The organism is Klebsiella sp. 4_1_44FAA (assembly GCF_000238715.1).
Lineage (GTDB): Bacteria > Pseudomonadota > Gammaproteobacteria > Enterobacterales > Enterobacteriaceae > Klebsiella > Klebsiella pneumoniae.
Genome location: NZ_JH414799.1, coordinates 550,231 through 568,767, shown reverse-complemented (window position 1 = coordinate 568,767; position 18,537 = coordinate 550,231). Strand labels below are relative to the sequence as shown.

18 protein-coding genes and 1 pseudogene are annotated in these 18,537 nt (G+C 58.6%); 12 read left to right on the top strand and 7 right to left on the bottom strand.

All coding sequences use genetic code 11. From position 1 onward, the window contains the following. Positions 1–133 precede the first annotated feature (133 nt). Entirely contained in the window at positions 134–343 is a 210-nt protein-coding gene (locus tag HMPREF1024_RS17765; RefSeq protein ID WP_004142243.1) for a DUF2517 family protein, read from the bottom strand. Positions 344–649: 306 nt separating this feature from the next. On the opposite strand from HMPREF1024_RS17765, the gene kdpF reads away from it, so the two are divergent. Genes kdpF through kdpE form a run of 6 tightly spaced genes read left to right on the top strand, consistent with a single transcriptional unit; the run spans position 650 to position 8,435 of the window. Further along, positions 650–739, top strand: coding sequence for a K(+)-transporting ATPase subunit F (gene kdpF, locus HMPREF1024_RS30320; protein WP_020323459.1), 90 nt, complete (start codon positions 650–652; stop codon positions 737–739). Continuing rightward, on the top strand, positions 739–2,418 hold the full coding sequence (gene kdpA, locus HMPREF1024_RS17770) for a potassium-transporting ATPase subunit KdpA (protein WP_004152226.1): 1,680 nt from the start codon (positions 739–741) through the stop codon (positions 2,416–2,418). Before kdpF ends, kdpA begins: the two co-directional genes overlap by 1 nt. Before the next feature lie 20 nt (positions 2,419–2,438). Then, complete coding sequence (gene kdpB, locus HMPREF1024_RS17775) at positions 2,439–4,487, top strand: potassium-transporting ATPase subunit KdpB (protein ID WP_004147607.1); 2,049 nt, start codon at positions 2,439–2,441, stop codon at positions 4,485–4,487. Positions 4,488–4,497: 10 nt separating this feature from the next. Further along, the gene (kdpC, locus tag HMPREF1024_RS17780) at positions 4,498–5,073 is read left to right on the top strand and encodes a potassium-transporting ATPase subunit KdpC (protein ID WP_004142248.1); all 576 of its coding nucleotides are present in this window, start codon (positions 4,498–4,500) and stop codon (positions 5,071–5,073) included. Further along, entirely contained in the window at positions 5,074–7,761 is a 2,688-nt protein-coding gene (kdpD, locus tag HMPREF1024_RS17785) for a two-component system sensor histidine kinase KdpD (RefSeq protein ID WP_009308192.1), read from the top strand. Further along, positions 7,758–8,435, top strand: coding sequence for a two-component system response regulator KdpE (gene kdpE / locus HMPREF1024_RS17790; RefSeq protein WP_002894776.1), 678 nt, complete (start codon positions 7,758–7,760; stop codon positions 8,433–8,435). The genes kdpD and kdpE overlap by 4 nt, the downstream gene beginning before the upstream one ends. On the opposite strand, the pseudogene HMPREF1024_RS17795 reads toward kdpE, so the two are convergent. From HMPREF1024_RS17795 to seqA, 3 genes and pseudogenes are all read right to left on the bottom strand, one after another. Continuing rightward, positions 8,417–8,855 (bottom strand): annotated as a pseudogene (locus tag HMPREF1024_RS17795) (arginine:ornithine antiporter). The gene kdpE and the pseudogene HMPREF1024_RS17795 sit on opposite strands and share 19 nt — an antisense overlap. Before the next feature lie 54 nt (positions 8,856–8,909). Further along, positions 8,910–10,550, bottom strand: coding sequence for a phosphoglucomutase (alpha-D-glucose-1,6-bisphosphate-dependent) (pgm, locus tag HMPREF1024_RS17800; RefSeq protein WP_002894773.1), 1,641 nt, complete (start codon positions 10,548–10,550; stop codon positions 8,910–8,912). Between the two features lie 32 nt (positions 10,551–10,582). Continuing rightward, positions 10,583–11,131: a replication initiation negative regulator SeqA gene (seqA, locus tag HMPREF1024_RS0126095; protein ID WP_002894771.1), complete on the bottom strand. Its 549-nt coding sequence runs from the start codon at positions 11,129–11,131 to the stop codon at positions 10,583–10,585. Between the two features lie 183 nt (positions 11,132–11,314). Between seqA and ybfF the strand changes: the two genes are divergently transcribed. The 5 genes from ybfF to HMPREF1024_RS17825 all read left to right on the top strand — a co-directional run bounded on the left by ybfF (position 11,315) and on the right by HMPREF1024_RS17825 (position 14,560). After that, entirely contained in the window at positions 11,315–12,088 is a 774-nt protein-coding gene (ybfF, locus tag HMPREF1024_RS17805) for an esterase (protein ID WP_004152229.1), read from the top strand. A 133-nt stretch (positions 12,089–12,221) separates the two neighbouring features. After that, a complete protein-coding gene (gene ybfE / locus HMPREF1024_RS17810) occupies positions 12,222–12,515 on the top strand; it encodes a LexA regulated protein (RefSeq protein ID WP_009308190.1) in 294 nt (97 codons plus the stop codon). 151 nt (positions 12,516–12,666) lie between these two features. Beyond that, on the top strand, positions 12,667–13,197 hold the full coding sequence (fldA, locus tag HMPREF1024_RS17815) for a flavodoxin FldA (protein ID WP_002894765.1): 531 nt from the start codon (positions 12,667–12,669) through the stop codon (positions 13,195–13,197). 291 nt (positions 13,198–13,488) lie between these two features. Beyond that, positions 13,489–13,941, top strand: a complete 453-nt coding sequence (gene fur / locus HMPREF1024_RS17820; protein ID WP_002894761.1) for a ferric iron uptake transcriptional regulator — start codon at positions 13,489–13,491, stop codon at positions 13,939–13,941. A 121-nt stretch (positions 13,942–14,062) separates the two neighbouring features. Further along, positions 14,063–14,560 carry an MFS transporter gene (locus tag HMPREF1024_RS17825; protein ID WP_169300759.1) on the top strand — a complete coding sequence of 166 codons (498 nt, stop codon included), beginning with the start codon at positions 14,063–14,065 and terminating at the stop codon, positions 14,558–14,560. Here the strand turns inward: HMPREF1024_RS17825 and chiQ are convergent. Both chiQ and chiP read right to left on the bottom strand, forming a co-directional pair. Further along, positions 14,557–14,889 (bottom strand): ChiQ/YbfN family lipoprotein, encoded by a 333-nt coding sequence (gene chiQ / locus HMPREF1024_RS17830; protein WP_002894759.1) that lies wholly within the window; start codon positions 14,887–14,889, stop codon positions 14,557–14,559. The two genes, HMPREF1024_RS17825 and chiQ, sit on opposite strands and share 4 nt — an antisense overlap. 47 nt (positions 14,890–14,936) lie before the next feature. Then, positions 14,937–16,340, bottom strand: a complete 1,404-nt coding sequence (gene chiP / locus HMPREF1024_RS17835) for a chitoporin (RefSeq protein WP_004152230.1) — start codon at positions 16,338–16,340, stop codon at positions 14,937–14,939. 73 nt (positions 16,341–16,413) lie between these two features. On the opposite strand from chiP, the gene HMPREF1024_RS17840 reads away from it, so the two are divergent. After that, the gene (locus HMPREF1024_RS17840; RefSeq protein WP_002894756.1) at positions 16,414–16,722 is read left to right on the top strand and encodes a methionine synthase; all 309 of its coding nucleotides are present in this window, start codon (positions 16,414–16,416) and stop codon (positions 16,720–16,722) included. 53 nt (positions 16,723–16,775) lie between these two features. Here the strand turns inward: HMPREF1024_RS17840 and glnS are convergent, their stop codons facing one another. Then, entirely contained in the window at positions 16,776–18,443 is a 1,668-nt protein-coding gene (gene glnS, locus HMPREF1024_RS17845; protein ID WP_009308188.1) for a glutamine--tRNA ligase, read from the bottom strand. Positions 18,444–18,537: the final 94 nt, after the last annotated feature.

The window sequence follows — 18,537 nt, the reverse complement described above, 5'->3', positions numbered from 1 at the left end:
AAAAATAGCGCGCTCCGGCAAAATACGCACCTGCCAATTCCAAGGCGGCGCATAAAAACGAGTGTAGACAAGCGGCGAAAAAAAACCGCCGGGGCAACCCGGCGGTCTTGTTATTTTCTTCGCAGCAGGAGGATTAATAGAAATCGTGAGCGGCTTTCTCCGCCTGCGCCATCCACACCGGCTGCTCGCTGGTTTTCGACCACACCCGGTGCAGCCAGCTGTAATAGCGGGCGCGATCTTTCCAGAACAGCATCACCGGCAGCGCCGCGACGCCAGCCACGACGGCGAAAGCACGACGCAGCAAAATAATATGAGCAGGATAAGCTTTGTACAACGCCATCATTTCTCTCCCCTTTGTCAGGCCGGCAAGCAGCGCCGGTAAAATTAATCATGTTTGTCTGAGCAAAATAATACCGCTCTGCTTGTAATTTTACTACTCATCCGACCACTAAAAAGCACGTATTTATACTTAATTTACATTCGCCACGTAAATTAGTTACGAAAAAGTTAAATTAATACTAACCATCAGTTAATTTGTGCCTTTGTCATTTTTATACTTTTTTTACACCGCACCCGCGGATTTTTGCGAAATCTTTGCGCCGTAATTTCTATCCTCCAGGTAAATCGAAAACACACCCGGAGGTGGATTGTGACTGCAGGCGTACTCACTGGCGTTGGGCTGGTGTTCCTGTTACTGGCTTATCTGGTTTATGCCTTGATACATGCGGAGGCATTCTGATGGCTGCCCAGGGATTTTTATTATTAGCCAGCTATCTGCTGGTATTGCTGGTGCTGGCGCGCCCGCTGGGGATGTGTCTGGCGAGAATGGTGAACGATATCCCGCTTCCCGGCCTGGCCGGCGTCGAGCGCGTCCTGTGGCGCGTGGCCGGGATCCGCGCCGAGGAGATGGGCTGGCTGCAGTATTTGCTGGCGATCCTGCTGTTTAACGCCCTCGGCGGCCTGGCGCTGTTTGCCCTGCTGATGCTCCAGGGCGTGCTGCCGTTTAACCCGCAGCACCTGCCGGGGCTGTCATGGGATCTGGCGCTCAATACCGCGATCAGCTTTGTCAGCAATACCAACTGGCAGGCTTACGCCGGCGAAAGCACAATGAGTTATCTCAGCCAGATGGTCGGCCTGACGGTGCAGAATTTCCTCTCCGCCGCCACCGGCATCGCCGTGGTCTTCGCCCTGACCCGCGCCTTCGCCCGGCAGAAAATGTCGACCCTCGGCAATGCCTGGGTCGACCTGACGCGCATTACCCTGTGGCTGCTGCTGCCGCTCTCTCTGCTGGTGGCCCTGTTCTTTATTCAGCAGGGCGTGCCGCAGAATCTGCAGGCCTACCAGCCCTTTACCACCCTCGAAGGGGTGCACCAGCTGCTGCCGATGGGGCCTGTCGCCTCACAGGAAGCGATTAAGCTGCTGGGCACTAACGGCGGCGGTTTCTTCAATGCCAACTCCGCCCATCCGTTTGAAAACCCGACCGCGCTGACCAATCTCGTGCAGATGCTGGCGATCTTCCTGATCCCGGCGGCGCTGTGCTTCGCCTTCGGCGAGGTGGTAAGCGATCGGCGTCAGGGACGCGCCATCCTGTGGGCAATGACGCTGATCTTTATACTCTGCGTCGCCGTGGTGATGTGGGCGGAGACCCGCGGCAATCCGCATCTGCTGACGCTGGGTGCCGACAGCAGCCTGAATATGGAAGGAAAAGAGAGTCGCTTCGGTATTCTCGCCAGCAGTCTGTTCGCGGTGATCACCACCGCCGCCTCCTGCGGCGCGGTCAATGCCATGCATGACTCCTTCACCGCGCTGGGCGGCATGGTGCCAATGTGGCTGATGCAGATTGGCGAAGTGGTATTCGGCGGCGTCGGCTCGGGCCTGTACGGCATGCTGCTGTTCGTTATGCTGGCGGTATTTATCGCCGGGCTGATGGTCGGCCGCACCCCGGAGTACCTCGGGAAGAAAATCGATGTCCGGGAAATGAAAATGATCGCCCTCGCCATTCTGGTCACCCCGACGCTGGTGTTGCTCGGCACGGCGCTGGCGATGATGACCGACGCCGGCCGCGCCGGGATGTTCAACCCTGGACCGCACGGCTTTAGCGAAGTGCTGTACGCCGTCACCTCGGCGGCCAATAACAACGGTAGCGCCTTCGCTGGCCTGGGCGCGGCGACGCCGTTCTGGAACCTGCTGCTGGCGTTCTGCATGCTGGTCGGCCGCTTCGCCGTCATCATTCCGGTGATGGCCATAGCCGGCTCGCTGGTGGCGAAGAAAATTCAACCGGCCAGCCCCGGCACCCTGGCCACTCACGACGCCCTGTTTATCGGTTTACTGATCGGCACCGTGCTGCTGGTGGGCGCCCTGACCTTTATTCCTGCGCTGGCGCTTGGCCCGCTGGCTGAACACTTTTCCTTACTTTGAGCGATGCGGAGCACCCTGTTATGAGTCGCAAACAATTAGCCCTGCTGGAGCCGACGCTGGTGCGCCAGGCGCTGCTGGATGCCGTGAAAAAACTCAGCCCGATGGTGCAATGGCGCAATCCGGTGATGTTTATCGTCTGGGTGGGCAGTCTGTTAACTACCCTGCTGGCGATCGCCATGGCTGGCGGCGCCCTGACCGGTAGCGCCACCTTTACCGCCGCCGTCAGTATCTGGCTGTGGTTTACCGTGCTGTTCGCCAACTTTGCCGAAGCGATGGCGGAAGGCCGCAGCAAAGCCCAGGCCAACAGCCTGAAAGGGGTGAAAAAAACGGCCTTCGCCCGCAAACTGCGCGCCCCGCAGCATGACGCACCGGTCGACCACGTGCCGGCGGAAGACCTGCGCAAAGGCGACGTGGTGCTGGTGGAAGCCGGGGATATTATCCCCTGCGATGGCGAAGTCATCGAAGGCGGCGCCTCGGTGGACGAAAGCGCCATTACCGGCGAGTCTGCCCCGGTGATCCGTGAATCCGGTGGCGATTTTGCCTCGGTGACCGGCGGGACACGCATTCTCTCCGACTGGCTGGTGATCCGCTGCAGCGTGAACCCGGGAGAAACCTTCCTCGACCGGATGATCGCCATGGTGGAAGGCGCCCAGCGCCGTAAAACGCCGAACGAGATCGCCCTGACGATCCTGCTGATCGCCCTGACGCTGGTGTTCCTGCTGGCCACCGCCACCATCTGGCCCTTCTCGGCGTGGAGCGGCAATGCGGTCAGCGTTACCGTACTGGTCGCCCTGCTGGTGTGCCTGATCCCGACCACCATCGGCGGGCTGCTGTCGGCCATCGGCGTCGCCGGGATGAGCCGTATGCTCGGCGCCAACGTGATCGCCACCAGCGGCCGTGCGGTGGAAGCCGCTGGCGACGTCGATGTTCTGCTGCTGGATAAAACCGGGACCATTACTCTCGGCAACCGCCAGGCCTCAGCCTTCCTGCCGGCGCGCGGCGTGGAAGAGCGAACCCTCGCCGACGCCGCCCAGCTCTCCTCGCTGGCGGATGAAACCCCTGAGGGGCGCAGCATCGTGGTGCTGGCGAAACAGCGCTTTAACCTGCGCGAACGCGATCTGCAGTCGCTGCACGCCACCTTTGTCCCCTTTACCGCGCAAACGCGGATGAGCGGCATCAATATCGATCAGCGCATGATCCGCAAAGGGTCGGTGGACGCCATTCGCCGCCACGTGGAGGCCAACGGCGGCCACTTCCCTGCCGATGTCGATAAACAGGTGGAAGAGGTCGCCCGCCAGGGGGCCACGCCGCTGGTGGTCGCCGAAGGGGAAAAGGTGCTGGGGATTATTGCGCTCAAAGATATCGTCAAAGGCGGCATCAAAGAACGTTTCGCCCAGCTGCGCAAAATGGGCATTAAAACGGTGATGATCACCGGCGATAACCGCCTGACCGCCGCGGCGATCGCCGCCGAGGCCGGCGTCGATGATTTCCTCGCCGAAGCGACGCCGGAAGCCAAGCTGGCGCTGATCCGCCAGTATCAATCGGAAGGTCGGCTGGTGGCGATGACCGGCGACGGCACCAACGATGCGCCCGCGCTGGCTCAGGCCGACGTGGCGGTAGCCATGAACTCCGGCACCCAGGCGGCGAAGGAAGCGGGCAACATGGTCGACCTGGATTCCAACCCCACCAAGCTGATTGAGGTGGTCCATATCGGCAAACAGATGTTAATGACGCGCGGCTCGCTGACCACCTTCAGTATTGCCAACGACGTGGCGAAATATTTCGCCATTATTCCGGCGGCGTTTGCCGCGGTCTATCCTCAGCTGGCCATGCTGAACGTGATGGGCCTGCATTCGCCCTCATCGGCGATCCTCAGCGCCGTTATCTTCAACGCGCTGATCATCGTCTTCCTGATCCCGCTGGCCCTGAAAGGCGTCAGCTATCGCCCGCTCTCCGCCTCGGCGATGCTGCGCCGCAACCTGTGGATCTACGGCCTCGGCGGTCTGCTGGTGCCCTTTATCGGTATTAAAGCCATCGACCTGCTGCTGACCCTGAGCGGTCTGGTGTGAGGAACAAACTATGTCATTGATTCGTCCGGCACTTGTGCTATTTATTCTGTTAACGCTGCTCACCGGCGGCGTCTATCCTCTGCTTACCACCAGCCTGGGACAATGGTGGTTTAACTCACAGGCCAACGGCTCGCTGATCCGCCTGAACGGTGAAGTGCGCGGCTCGGCGCTGATTGGCCAGAACTTCACCGCCGCAGGCTATTTCCAGGGCCGCCCGTCGGCCACCGCGGAGACGGCGGATAATCCCATGGCCTCTGGCGGCAGCAACCTCGCCGCCAGCAACCCGGCGCTGGATAAAGCGGTGAGCGAGCGCGTGCAGGCCCTGCGCGCCGCCAACCCGGACGCCGACCCGCGGGTGCCGGTCGAACTGGTCACCACCTCGGCGAGCGGTCTCGATAACAACCTGACTCCGGCCGCCGCGCTGTGGCAGGTGCCCCGGGTGGCTCAAGCGCGCCAGCTGAGCGTTGAGCAGGTAACCCAGTTGGTGAATCAGGCCACACAAACCCCGCTGCTGAGCTTCCTTGGCCAGCCGGTGGTCAATATACTGCAACTCAATATGGCGCTGGATGCCCTGAAGGATAAGTAAATGAGTGACGAGCCGCTGCGCCCGGACCCTGACCGCCTGCTGCAGCACACCGCCGCCCCGCATCGCGGCAAACTTAAAGTGTTCTTTGGCGCCTGCGCCGGGGTGGGGAAAACCTGGGCGATGCTGGCGGAAGCGCAGCGGCTGCGCGCCCAGGGGCTGGATATTCTGATTGGCGTGGCGGAGACCCACGGCCGTAAAGAGACCGCCGCGATGCTGCAGGGCCTGAGCACCCTGCCGCCGCGGCGGCTTGCCCATCGCGGGCGGTACGTCTATGAGTTCGATCTCGACGCCGCTCTAGCCCGCCGTCCGGCGCTGATTCTGGTGGATGAGCTGGCGCACAGCAATGCGCCAGGCTCCCGCCATCCAAAGCGCTGGCAGGATGTGGATGAACTGCTGGAGGCCGGGATAGATGTTTTCACTACCGTTAACGTCCAGCATCTGGAAAGCCTGAATGACGTCGTCAGCGGGATCACCGGCGTGCAGGTGCGGGAGACGGTTCCCGATCCCTTCTTTGACGCCGCGGACGACGTGGTGCTGGTGGACCTCCCCCCTGACGATCTGCGCCAGCGGCTCAATGAGGGCAAAGTCTACATCGGCGGCCAGGCCGAGCGCGCTATCGAAAACTTTTTCCGCAAGGGCAATCTGATTGCGCTGCGCGAGCTGGCCCTGCGCCGCACCGCCGACCGCGTCGATGAGCAGATGCGCGCCTGGCGCGACCGCCAGGGCCAGGAGAAAGTCTGGCACACCCGCGATGCGATCCTGCTCTGTATTGGGCACAACACCGGCAGCGAAAAGCTGGTGCGCGCCGCCGCCCGGCTCGCCGCCCGCCTGGGCAGCGTCTGGCATGCGGTGTATGTCGAGACCCCTTCCCTGCACCGGCTGCCGGAAGGCCGGCGGCGGGCTATTCTCGCCGCGCTGCGTCTGGCCCAGGAGCTGGGGGCCGAAACCGCCACCCTCTCCGACCCGTCGGAAGAGAAAGCGGTCCTCCATTACGCCCGCGAACATAACCTCGGCAAAATCGTCATTGGCCGCCAAAGCAAGCGCCGCTGGTGGGATCGCAGCGGCTTCGCCGATCGTCTGGCTCGCCATGCGCCGGACCTCGATCTGGTGGTGATCGCCCTCGATGAGAAACCCTTCCCCCTTGCCGCACGCGCCAGCGACAGCCGTCCGGCGCTGGAGAAATGGCGCCTGCAGCTGCAGGGCTGCGCGGTGGCGGTGGCGCTATGCGCCATCATTACCCTGGTGGCCATGCAGTGGTTGATGGCCTTCGAAGCCGCCAACCTGGTGATGCTCTATCTGCTGGGGGTGGTGCTCATCGCCCTGGTCTATGGCCGCTGGCCATCGGTGCTGGCGACGGTGATCAACGTCATCAGCTTCGATCTCTTTTTTGTCGCCCCGCGCGGAACGCTGGCGGTGTCGGATGTCCAGTATCTGCTCACCTTCGGCGTGATGCTCACCGTGGGCCTGCTTATCGGCAACCTCACCGCCGGCGTGCGCTACCAGGCGCGGGTGGCGCGCTACCGCGAACGCCGTACCCGCCATCTGTATGAGATGTCTAAAGCGCTGGCGGTGGGTCGCAGCCAGCAGGATATCGCCACCACCAGCGAGCGGTTTATCGCCTCCACCTTTCAGGCCCGCAGCCAGCTGCTGCTCCCGGACGCCCAGGGAAAACTGCTGCCCTTAACCCACCAGCCAGGGCTGACCCCGTGGGATGATGCCATCGCCCGCTGGAGCTTTGATAAGGGGCAGCCTGCCGGCGCCGGCACCGATACCCTGCCCGGCGTGCCGTATCAGATCTTGCCCCTGAAGAGCGCCGCCCGCACCTGGGGACTACTGGTGGTGGAACCGGAGAATCTGCGCCAATTGATGATCCCGGAGCAGCAGCGGCTGCTGGAGACCTTTACCCTGCTGGTGGCCAGCGCCCTGGAGCGCCTCACCCTGACCGCCAGCGAAGAGCAGGCCCGGCTGACCAGCGAGCGGGAAAGCCTGCGTAACTCGCTGCTCGCCGCCCTGTCGCACGATCTGCGTACTCCGCTAACCGTGCTGTTTGGCCAGGCGGAAATTCTGACCCTCGATCTGGCCAGCGAAGGTTCAAAACATGCCCCGCAGGCCAACGAAATCCGCCAGCATGTGCTCAACACCACCCGGCTGGTGAACAACCTGCTGGATATGGCGCGGATCCAGTCCGGCGGCTTTAATCTGCATAAGGAGTGGCTGACGCTGGAGGAAGTGGTCGGCAGCGCGCTGCGCATGCTCGAGCCAGGCCTCGGCGGCCAGCATATTCAGCTGGATTTACCCGATCCCCTCCAGCTGGTGCATGTCGACGGGCCGCTGTTCGAGCGGGTGCTGATCAACCTGCTGGAAAATGCCCATAAGTATGCCGGCGCCCGGGCGAGCATCGGCATTCGCGCCGAGGCGGACGCCCGGCAGCTGTCGCTGGAGGTATGGGATAACGGTCCAGGGATCCCGGCAGGCCAGGAACAGACTATCTTTGATAAATTCGCCCGCGGCAACAAAGAGTCGGCGATCCCTGGCGTCGGGCTGGGCCTTGCCATCTGTCAGGCCATCGTCGACGTCCACGGCGGGACCATCTCCGCCAGCAACCGGCCCGAGGGCGGCGCCTCATTCCGTGTTACACTGCCTGGAGAAACGCCCCCTGAACTGGAAGAGCTACCTGAGGAATTGTGATTAACGTTCTGATTATCGAAGACGAACACGCTATCCGACGCTTTCTGCGCACCGCGCTGGAAGCCGACGGCATGCGCGTATTTGAAGCGGAAACCCTGCAGCGTGGGCTGATTGAAGCCGCCACCCGTAAGCCCGACCTCGCGATCCTCGATCTCGGCCTGCCGGATGGTGACGGCATTGATTTTATTCGCGACCTGCGTCAGTGGAGCCAGATGCCGATTATCGTCCTGTCAGCGCGTAGCGAAGAGCATGACAAAATTGCCGCCCTGGATGCCGGCGCCGATGACTACTTAAGTAAACCCTTTGGCATCGGCGAGCTGCAGGCCCGTCTGCGCGTCGCGCTGCGTCGCCACGGCGCGGCGCAGGCCGATGAGCCGGTGGTGCGCTTCGCTGACCTGGAGGTCAATATCCCCGCCCGCCGCATCCTGCGCGGCAGCGAAGAGATCCACCTGACGCCTATCGAGTTTCGCCTGCTGGCGGCGCTGTTGAATAATCCCGGCAAAGTGCTTACCCAGCGCCAGCTGCTGAATCAGGTGTGGGGGCCTAACGCCGTGGAGCACAGCCACTATCTGCGGATCTATATGGGTCATCTGCGACAAAAGCTGGAGGCCGATCCGGCACGGCCGCAGCATTTGCTGACCGAAACCGGGATTGGCTATCGCTTTATGCCCTGAATCCCGCCTCTGCAGTACCAGAGGCTGGCGATTTTCAGCCCTTCAGAGAGCAGCAGAAAGCTTGCCAGGATCGCTACATGCCGGACCCCGGCAGCCTGAATCAGCCACAGGCCCAGCGATAGCGAAGGCTGCATAAACAGCAGCCTGAGCGGCGCCTGCCCCCAGGCCAGCCACAGCGCATAGCGGCTCTGGCGGAAAAAAAAGAATCATCGATAGCGGGATGCTGATAATCAGCAGAACATTCAGCGGGTACAGCCAGACCGCCGCGGAGCCCCAGGTGTGCAGCAGCTGGAGATAAGCCAGCAGATCGTCGTAAAAAGGGAGGCGGCGGTGGGCAATATTCCACCATAAGAATTGCAGGACGAAAAAGAGATCCATCCACGCCCAGAACAAAAACAGGGACTTCCGTTGTATTTTCATCGCTATCCTTGCGAAAAAAATCAGGCCCGCAAGGGGCCTGATGGTAGTGCGTCGTCAAGCGTTCTTCAGCACTTCGCTGACAATCTCTACCGCTTCTTTTTCAATCAGCTTGCGATGCTCTTCGCCGAGGAAGCTTTCGCAGTAGATCTTGTAGGCGTCTTCGGTGCCTGACGGACGCGCCGCGAACCAGCCGTTGTCGGTCATCACCTTGAGGCCGCCAATCGCCGCCCCGTTGCCCGGTGCCGCGGTCAGACGGGCAGTGATCGGATCCCCCGCCAGGGTGTCAGCGCTGACCATTTCCGGAGAGAGCTTGGACAGCGCCGCTTTCTGCGCGGAGGTCGCGGAAGCCTGCAGACGGTTATAGCTCGGCGCACCGAAGCGTTCCGCCAGTTCGTTGTAATGCTCCTGCGGGTTTTTCCCGGTCACCGCGGTGATTTCCGCCGCCAGCAGGCACATGATGATGCCGTCTTTATCGGTGGACCACGGCGTGCCGTCGAAGCGCAGGAAGGAGGCCCCGGCGCTCTCTTCGCCGCCGAAGCCGAAGCTGCCATCGAACAGGCCGTCGACAAACCACTTAAAGCCCACCGGCACTTCCACCAGCTTGCGGCCCAGATCGTTCACCACGCGGTCAATCATCGCGGAGGAGACCAGCGTTTTACCCACCGCCACCTCTTTGCCCCACTGCGGACGATGCTGGAACAGGTAGTTGATCGCTACCGCCAGGTAGTGGTTCGGGTTCATCAACCCCGCCGGGGTCACAATCCCGTGGCGGTCGTAATCCGGGTCGTTAGCAAACGCCAGATCGAACTTATCGCGCAGCGCCAGCAGGCCGGCCATCGCACACTCTGAGGAGCAATCCATGCGGATGGCGCCGTCTTTATCGAGGTGCATAAAGCGGAAGGTCTGATCCACCTGATCGTTAACAATGGTCAGATTGAGCTTGTAGTGCTCGCCAATGCGTTTCCAGTATTCGATACCGGACCCGCCCAGCGGATCGACGCCCAGCGTCAGGCCGGCTTTCTGGATTGCGGCCATATCGACGATATCCGCCAGCCCTTCGATGAACGGCTGCACCAGATCCTGTTCTTTAACGTGGCCAGAAGCCAGCGCCGCGTCCAGAGAAATGCGTTTCACGCCCTGCAGGCCCGCGGCCAGCAGTTCGTTGGCGCGGTTTTCCACCACTTTGGTGACGTTGGTATCAGCCGGGCCGCCGTTTGGCGGATTGTACTTGATACCACCATCTTCCGGCGGGTTGTGTGACGGGGTGATCACAATGCCGTCCGCCAGCGGACCGCCTTTTTTGTTATGCACCAGAATCGCGTTGGAGACCGCCGGCGTCGGGGTGAAGCCGTTGTTTTCCTGCACGATCACGTCGACGCCGTTGGCGGTTAACACTTCCAGCACCGAAATAAACGCCGGCTCGGAGAGGGCGTGGGTATCTTTGCCGACATAGCACGGACCGGTGATCCCGTTTTTCGCACGATCTTCCGCAATGGCCTGGGCGATGGCCAGGATATGCGGTTCGTTGAAGTTGTGGCGCGCCGCGCTGCCGCGATGGCCAGAGGTGCCGAATTTTACCGCATGCTCCGCATTACCGACTTCAGGCTTCAGCACGTAGTACTGAGCAGTCAGTTGGGCGACGTTAATCAAATCACTCTGTTGCGCAGGCTGCCCCGCACGTTTATCGATTGCCATTGCCTGATCCTTCTGGTGCAAATGTTAAAAAGCTAGATCGTGCCGCAAACCTTTTCAATCAGCTCCGCAGGGAACTGCATCGACTGCATGATGTGCTCAATCATGCTGCATTTACGGCCGGTATTGGTATTGGTGATCACCCACCACGGTGTACCAGGAACCTGTTTCGGTTTGGTCTGATTACCGCTTTTCAGCAGCGTACGCGCATCTTCCGCGAAGTAAACGCGCGTGCGGCCGTGCAGAGACTCGGTGGCCTCGGCAAATGCTTTACTGTCCAGGGAATAGAGGGTCGTCAACACCAGCATAAAACGGTTCACCGCGCGCTTCTGCTCGGCGTATTCATCAGATAACAGCATCTCGCGCATGGCGCGGACTTTATCTTTCACCGGGTTAGCGGGTTTCACCTCAGCGACAGGCGCTGGCGCCAGCGTCGGCGCGGCTTTGCTGACCGGTGTAGCCGGTTGGGAAACGGCGGAAAATTTTAGCATACGCCGTAAAATGTCGGATGCGCTCTCGCCGATATGCAGAGTGTGGCTGGCAATATAGCGATAGAGTTCATCATCAACTTCAATTGTTTTCATCTTAATCCAGTGCGATATCTTTTCTGAATACAAATCGTTGGGATTATAAGTACAAATCCCAACCGCGGATAGCGTCAAACCAGGATGGCGGTAAAACTCAGAAAACTTCTGGGTCTTGCAGCCGGATGGCAGAATGTCCAACATAATACCCTAACCCGACGGAGCGAAAAAAAGAACTTTGCCATGAAATTAAATAGCCGAGCGCAATCTGCACAGAATCCGCACAACCACTCCCCGATCGTGCTGGTCCACGGTCTGTTTGGCAGCCTGGACAACCTGGGCATCCTCGCCCGCGACCTGATCGCCGACCATGATATTGTGCAGGTCGATATGCGCAACCACGGTTTGTCGCCGCGGTCGCCAGAGATGACCTACCCCGCCATGGCGCAGGATCTGCTTGATACGCTCGACGCGCACCAGATCGAGCGCGCCACCTTTATCGGCCATTCGATGGGCGGGAAAGCGGTAATGGCGCTTACCGCCCTGGCGCCTGAACGCATCAGCGGTCTGGTGGCGATCGATATCGCGCCGGTGGATTATCACGTTCGCCGCCATGATGAGATCTTCGCCGCTATCCGCGCCGTCAGCGAATCCGCCGCCAGCACCCGCCAGCAGGCGGCGCAGGTGATGCGCGAGCACCTGCAGGAAGAAGGCGTGATTCAGTTCCTGCTGAAATCATTCGTCGACGGCGACTGGCGCTTCAACGTGCCGGTGCTGTGGGACCAGTATCCGCATATCGTCGGCTGGGAAACCATCCCGGCCTGGCCGCACCCGACGCAGTTTATTCCCGGCGGCAACTCGCCCTATGTGACCGACGCCTACCGCGACGCGCTGCTGGCCCAGTTCCCGCAGGCCCGGGCCCACGTCATCGCCGGCGCCGGACACTGGGTCCATGCCGAGAAACCCGAGGCGGTGTTACGCGCCATCCGCCGCTATCTGACGAGCATCGCCGCCTGATTGGCTAAAATATGCCCGACCGCGCCGCAGAATGCCCGCGGTCGTTGGCGCAGCCGTTCGCCTGATGTATGATGGCGCGCTATCTGCGCCGGCTAGAGCCCGGCAGCTTGTTTCCCCGAAGTCACTCAGAATCATGGCAAAAGAACAAACGGACCGTACGACATTAGATTTGTTCGCAAACGAGCGTCGCCCGGGAAGACCGAAAACCAATCCGCTGTCGCGCGATGAACAACTGCGCATCAACAAACGTAACCAGCTGAAACGCGATAGGGTTCGCGGGCTGAAGCGCGTGGAGTTAAAACTCAACGCCGATGCGGTCGATGCGCTCAACGAGCTGGCGGAAGCGCGTAATATGAGCCGCAGCGATCTCATTGAAGAGATGCTGATGACCCAGTTAACCGCCCTGCGCAGCCAGGGAAAAGTCTAACTTTCCGCGAAAAACCCGCATTCATGTAGCAGAGTGTGCAGTCGGGCGTGATTGCTGTTTCCGCGCCCTTGCCTGTTCTGCTATGATTGCCGTTATCTATGGGCATTGCGTCCCTACCACATCATTTAAGTTTCAAGAGGTTATTTTACTCATGGCAATCATCGGCATCTTTTTTGGCAGCGACACCGGCAACACCGAAAATATTGCAAAAATGATTCAAAAGCAGCTTGGTAAAGATGTTGCTGATGTTCACGACATTGCCAAAAGCAGCAAAGAAGACCTGGAAGCCCACGACATCCTGCTGCTCGGTATCCCGACCTGGTACTACGGTGAAGCGCAGTGTGACTGGGATGACTTCTTCCCGACGCTGGAAGAGATCGACTTCAATGGCAAACTGGTGGCGCTGTTCGGCTGCGGCGACCAGGAAGATTACGCAGAATACTTCTGCGACGCGCTGGGCACCATCCGCGACATCATTGAGCCGCGCGGCGCGACCATCGTCGGTCACTGGCCAACGGCGGGGTATCATTTTGAGGCTTCCAAAGGCCTGGCGGATGACGACCACTTCGTCGGCCTCGCCATCGATGAAGACCGCCAGCCGGAGCTGACCAACGAGCGCGTTGAGAAATGGGTGAAGCAGGTTGCCGAAGAGCTGCACCTCGAAGAAATCAAAAACGCCTGATGATTAAGCGGCGCAATCATTGAGTTGCGCCGCATTAATAGACAAAAGCAATCAAACTAATAGCTACAAGTTTTTAACTTTTAATCACATATCTGTACAATGTCCTCTGATTCTACGAGGCACGTGACGCAGTTTGTAGCTGGTGCCTCGTTTTTGACAGCAAACCAGGCCTGATGCTTGCAGTTTTCATTTACCAGTGGCAGTTCTATAATGAGACGCATTACGTCGGGTTAATTTCTGTATGACTTCCGTTGAAGGAAGTAGATCGTTTAGCAACAGGACAGATTCCGCATGACTGACAACAATACCGCATTAAAGAAGGCTGGCCTGAAAGTCACACTTCCTCGACTAAAAATCCTTGAAGTGCTGCAGGAACCGGATAACCATCATGTCAGTGCGGAAGACTTATATAAACGCCTGATCGACATGGGCGAAGAGATCGGTCTGGCGACCGTTTACCGCGTCCTCAACCAGTTTGATGACGCCGGCATCGTGACTCGTCATAATTTCGAAGGCGGAAAATCCGTTTTCGAACTGACCCAGCAGCATCACCACGATCACCTGATCTGCCTCGACTGCGGCAAAGTGATCGAATTCAGCGACGACTCGATCGAATTACGCCAGCGTGAAATTGCCTCCCGCCACGGCATCCGCCTGACCAACCACAGTTTATATCTGTACGGTCACTGTGCGGAAGGGGATTGCCGCGAGGACGAACACGCCCACGACGCGGTGGAAAAATAATTCCCCGTTTCGCTGAGACTGAAAAGCCAACCTGCCGGTTGGCTTTTTTATGGGCGCCTCTGGCGCCCTTCCCGCACACGCCCCTGGGGTGACTTTCCTCATCCCCGCTTTGTCCGGAGAGTTGATATGGAACTTCGCCAGCGGGGCGATCTCTGATCGGATCGGTCGTCGTCCGGTGCTGATGGGCATTACCGTGCTGGCCCTGCTCACCACCTGGCCGGTGATGCACTGGCTCACCGTCGCGCCCGATTTCACCCGTATGACGCTGGTCCTGGTATGGTTCTCGTTCTTCTTTGACATGTATAACGGCGCGATGGTCGCGGCGCTTACCGAAGTGATGCCGGTATACGTCCGCACCGTGGGCTTTTCGCTGGCCTTCAGCCTTGCCACCACGATCTTCGGCGGACTGACGCCAGCTATTTCCACAGCCCTGGTCGAGCTCACCGGCGATAAAAGCACGCCGGGCTGGTGGCTAATGTGCGCCGCGCTATGCGGGTTCGTCGCCACCGTCCTGTTGTTCGTGCGGCTGAGCCGCGGCTATCAGCCGGCGGAGAGTCAGCGCAAAAAAACAAACGGGCGGAGATATGCCCCGCCCGTTTGCCGCTGTCGTCTGATTTAATGGGTCGTATTATTGCTGCGGATCTCCTTCCAGATCTGATCGCAGCGCGCTTTCACCGCCTGATCGTTGCCGGTGCGGGTGGCCTGAATACACTGTTGGTAATCCAGGACGCGAACGCTCTCCTGGTTGGCGAACTGCTGGTGCTGTTTATCCTTTTTCAGCACATTCAGTACGCTCTGGCAGGCTTCAATCTTGTCCGGATTCCCTTCCGCCGTATTAATACAGGCGCTATAGGCATCTTTCAGTTTGGTGTCTTCTTTCGGCGCCGGCGACGTGGTGCAGGCCACCAGGCCCGCTGCCATCATGGCAATAAGCAGCATTTTTTTCATTGTCGTTCTCCCAGAGGTGCGGCAGGCTCACGCCCGCCGCGCAGGCATCAGAAAATAGTGAACGGGGCGATAACCATGAACTTCACGTCGCGCTCATCCTGGAAGATGTTGCCGTAGCCGCCGCTCCAGCTCGGAATATCGGAATGGTTGTCGTATTGGGTAAAGTGCAGTTTGAACAGGGTGCCCTTCGCCCGCCCTTCCTGTACGGTATACATTGCATCCAGGCTATAGGCCGACTCTTTCAGGCGATAGTCAGGGTCATAGTACGCATCCGGAGAGGACATTCTTCCCGGCTTCGCATCCCAGGCGTAGACATAAGACGCGCCGAACGCCCAGCCCGGCATATCCCAGTTTTTCATGTCATACATCGCGCCAAAGAAGACCGCTTTTTCGCCATTGGCGTTAAAGTCGGAGCGGTTATCCCACCAGATATCGAGACGACCATTGGAAGAGGCGTAGGTCGGGGTCATACGCTGCAGGAAGTAGCCCTGCTGGCCATCAGCCTTCACCCAGGTTCCCTCGAGACGCAGATCCAGGACATCCGCCACCTTATAACCAAAGGTTAACGCCTGCAGCCATGCGGTGCCATCATAGATGTCGTTGACCCCGCCGTTGCTGACCTTATCGCGGGTGCCGTAGAACTGGTAGCTGGTGCTCAGCGGCGCGCCGGCGACGTCAAACTTGTAGCTGGCTTTAGCAAAGTACTGATCGATATAGCCCTGAGCCTGACCAAATGCCGCCTCCAGCACCAGGTCATTTTTGAAATCATATTTAGCGCCGACGGAGTGGAGATAATCGACTTTGGTCTTCTTATCGTTCTGATAGAAATCGTCCATCTCGATATGCCATGGCGCTTTATACTCGTTCGTCCACATATAGGAGAAACTTAACGCGCCCGCCGTGCCATAGTCGAAGTTAGCCCCGGCCTCCGCCCCCTGATAGGTACCTGGCATAAAACTCCAGTGCGGGGCCAGCAGAGTCTGGCCGGTTGGCTGGATATAGCCCGCACGTGCCCACGCCGGACCATATTTGAATTTCGCTGCGGCTTTATACAGGCTGATGCCGCTCTTATCGCCGGAATAGTCTTCGTCATAGGCTTTGTTACGTGACGAGAAGGCAATTTCGTTCGGGTGGCCGCTATCGCCGTTCTCCGCCATTTCAATCGCGGTAAACGCGGCAATATCAAGGCCAAACATATCGGCGGCATAGCCGGACTGGAAGTCCAGGTTGGCGTTCCAGGTGGAGTGGGAAAGGTTGGTTTTGTATTTGTCGCCGTCGGTCACATCTTTACGGTCACGCTCACGCTGCCAGTAATAGATACCGCCGGTTAAGGTTGAATCATCGATAAAGCCTGCTGCGCTGGCCTGTGGAGCAACAACCCAGCCCGACATCGCGGTGACGGCGGCAATAGCCAGCGCCAGCGTACTACGTTTGCCACTAAACGTACGCATGTGCATATCCTCTTTGACGTTTTAAAAGGCGAAGACCAGCGGTCAATCGCTAAAAAATAAATAAAACTGCAAAATGTGGGGCGGTAAAAAAGACCGCGAAACCACTATAGATAGACTATTTTTCGTGACGCGAATTATCAATGTTTTTCGTGAGGCAAAGCTTAAGATTATGACAAAGCGCACATATTTTATGTCGTTTTGTTACAGTCTTATCTCTGATGATTTTGTTATGGAAGTCATTGCAAAATCAGGGAAAAACGCAATCATTGAAAGCGATTACATTGGTTTTTTGTATGTGACAGGAAACATCAGAAGCGCTATTTATTACCGCGCAGAAACAGAATTAATTCGCATCGCGAAAATGAAAAGTTTAATTAGCTGATTCTGAAACAAAAAAAGCGCCGCTGGGAGCGACGCTTTGACAGAAAAGAAATGTTATTCGCCCGCTTTCGCCCAGGTATCACGCAGCCCGACGGTGCGGTTGAACACCAGATTGGTTGCGGTTGCATAGCGGCTGTCGAGGCAAAAATAGCCTTCACGCTCAAACTGGTAAGCTTTACCGGCTTCGGCCTGCGCCAGGCTCGGCTCCGCGTACCCCTGTTTGATCACCAGCGATTCCGGGTTGATCACTGCGAGGAAATCGTCCGCCGCGCCCGGGTTTGGCACGCTGAACAGACGATCGTAGAGACGGATCTCTACCGGCAGCGCATGCGCCGCGCTTACCCAATGGATCACGCCTTTGACCTTGCGGCCGTCGGCCGGGTCTTTGCTCAGGGTGTCGGCATCGTAGGTGCAGAAGATGGTGGTAATATTGCCTTCGGCATCTTTCTCCACGCGTTCCGCTTTGATGACGTAGGCGTTGCGCAGACGCACTTCTTTACCCAGCACCAGACGCTTGTACTGTTTGTTGGCTTCTTCGCGGAAGTCCGCGCGATCGATCCAGATTTCGGCGCTGAACGGCACTTCACGACTGCCCATTTCCGGCTTGTTCGGATGGTTCGGCATCACCACCATTTCGCTTTCGCCCTGCGGATAGTTCTCGATAACCAGTTTCACCGGTTCGATCACCGCCATCGCGCGCGGGGCGTTTTCGTTCAGATCTTCACGAATGCAGGACTCCAGCGACGCCATCTCGATGGTATTGTCCTGCTTGGTCACGCCGATGCGCTTGCAGAACTCACGGATGGATTCGGCGGTGTAGCCGCGACGACGCAGACCGGAGATGGTCGGCATACGCGGGTCGTCCCAGCCTTCCACGTGCTTCTCAGTCACCAGCTGGTTCAGCTTACGCTTGGACATCACGGTGTATTCGAGATTCAGGCGCGAGAATTCGTACTGACGCGGATGCACCGGGATGCTGATGTTGTCCAGCACCCAATCGTACAGGCGGCGGTTGTCCTGGAACTCCAGGGTACACAGCGAGTGGGTAATGCCTTCCAGCGCATCGCTGATGCAGTGGGTGAAGTCGTACATCGGGTAGATGCACCACTTGTTGCCAGTCTGATGATGCTCAGCGAACTTAATGCGGTACAGCACCGGATCGCGCATCACGATAAACGGCGACGCCATATCGATCTTCGCGCGCAGGCAGGCTTTGCCTTCTTCGAAGCCGCCGCTGCGCATTTTTTCAAACAGCGCCAGGTTCTCTTCCACGCTGCGGTCGCGATACGGGCTGTTTTTACCCGGCGCTTTCAGGGTGCCGCGGTATTCGCGAATTTCATCAGGAGAGAGTTCATCAACATAGGCCAGACCTTTGTTGATCAGCTCAACCGCATACTGATGCAGCTGATCGAAATAATCAGACGAGTAGCATACGTCCCCGGACCAGTGGAAACCTAACCACTGCACGTCGTTTTTAATCGACTCAACGTATTCGATATCTTCTTTCACCGGGTTGGTGTCATCGAAACGCAGGTTGCATTGGCCCTGATAATCCTGGGCGATGCCGAAGTTCAGGCAGATGGATTTTGCATGGCCAATGTGCAGATAACCGTTCGGCTCCGGCGGGAAGCGAGTGTGAACGGTGGTATGTTTACCGGTAGCCAGATCTTCATCAATAATCTGACGGATAAAGTTAGTCGGGCGGGCTTCTGCCTCACTCATCACGGGTTCCTCAAAGCGTAAACAACGTATAACGGCACATGATCTTACAAGCAGGGCGTAGTGACAACTATTAGTTACGTAAAATAGGTATCAG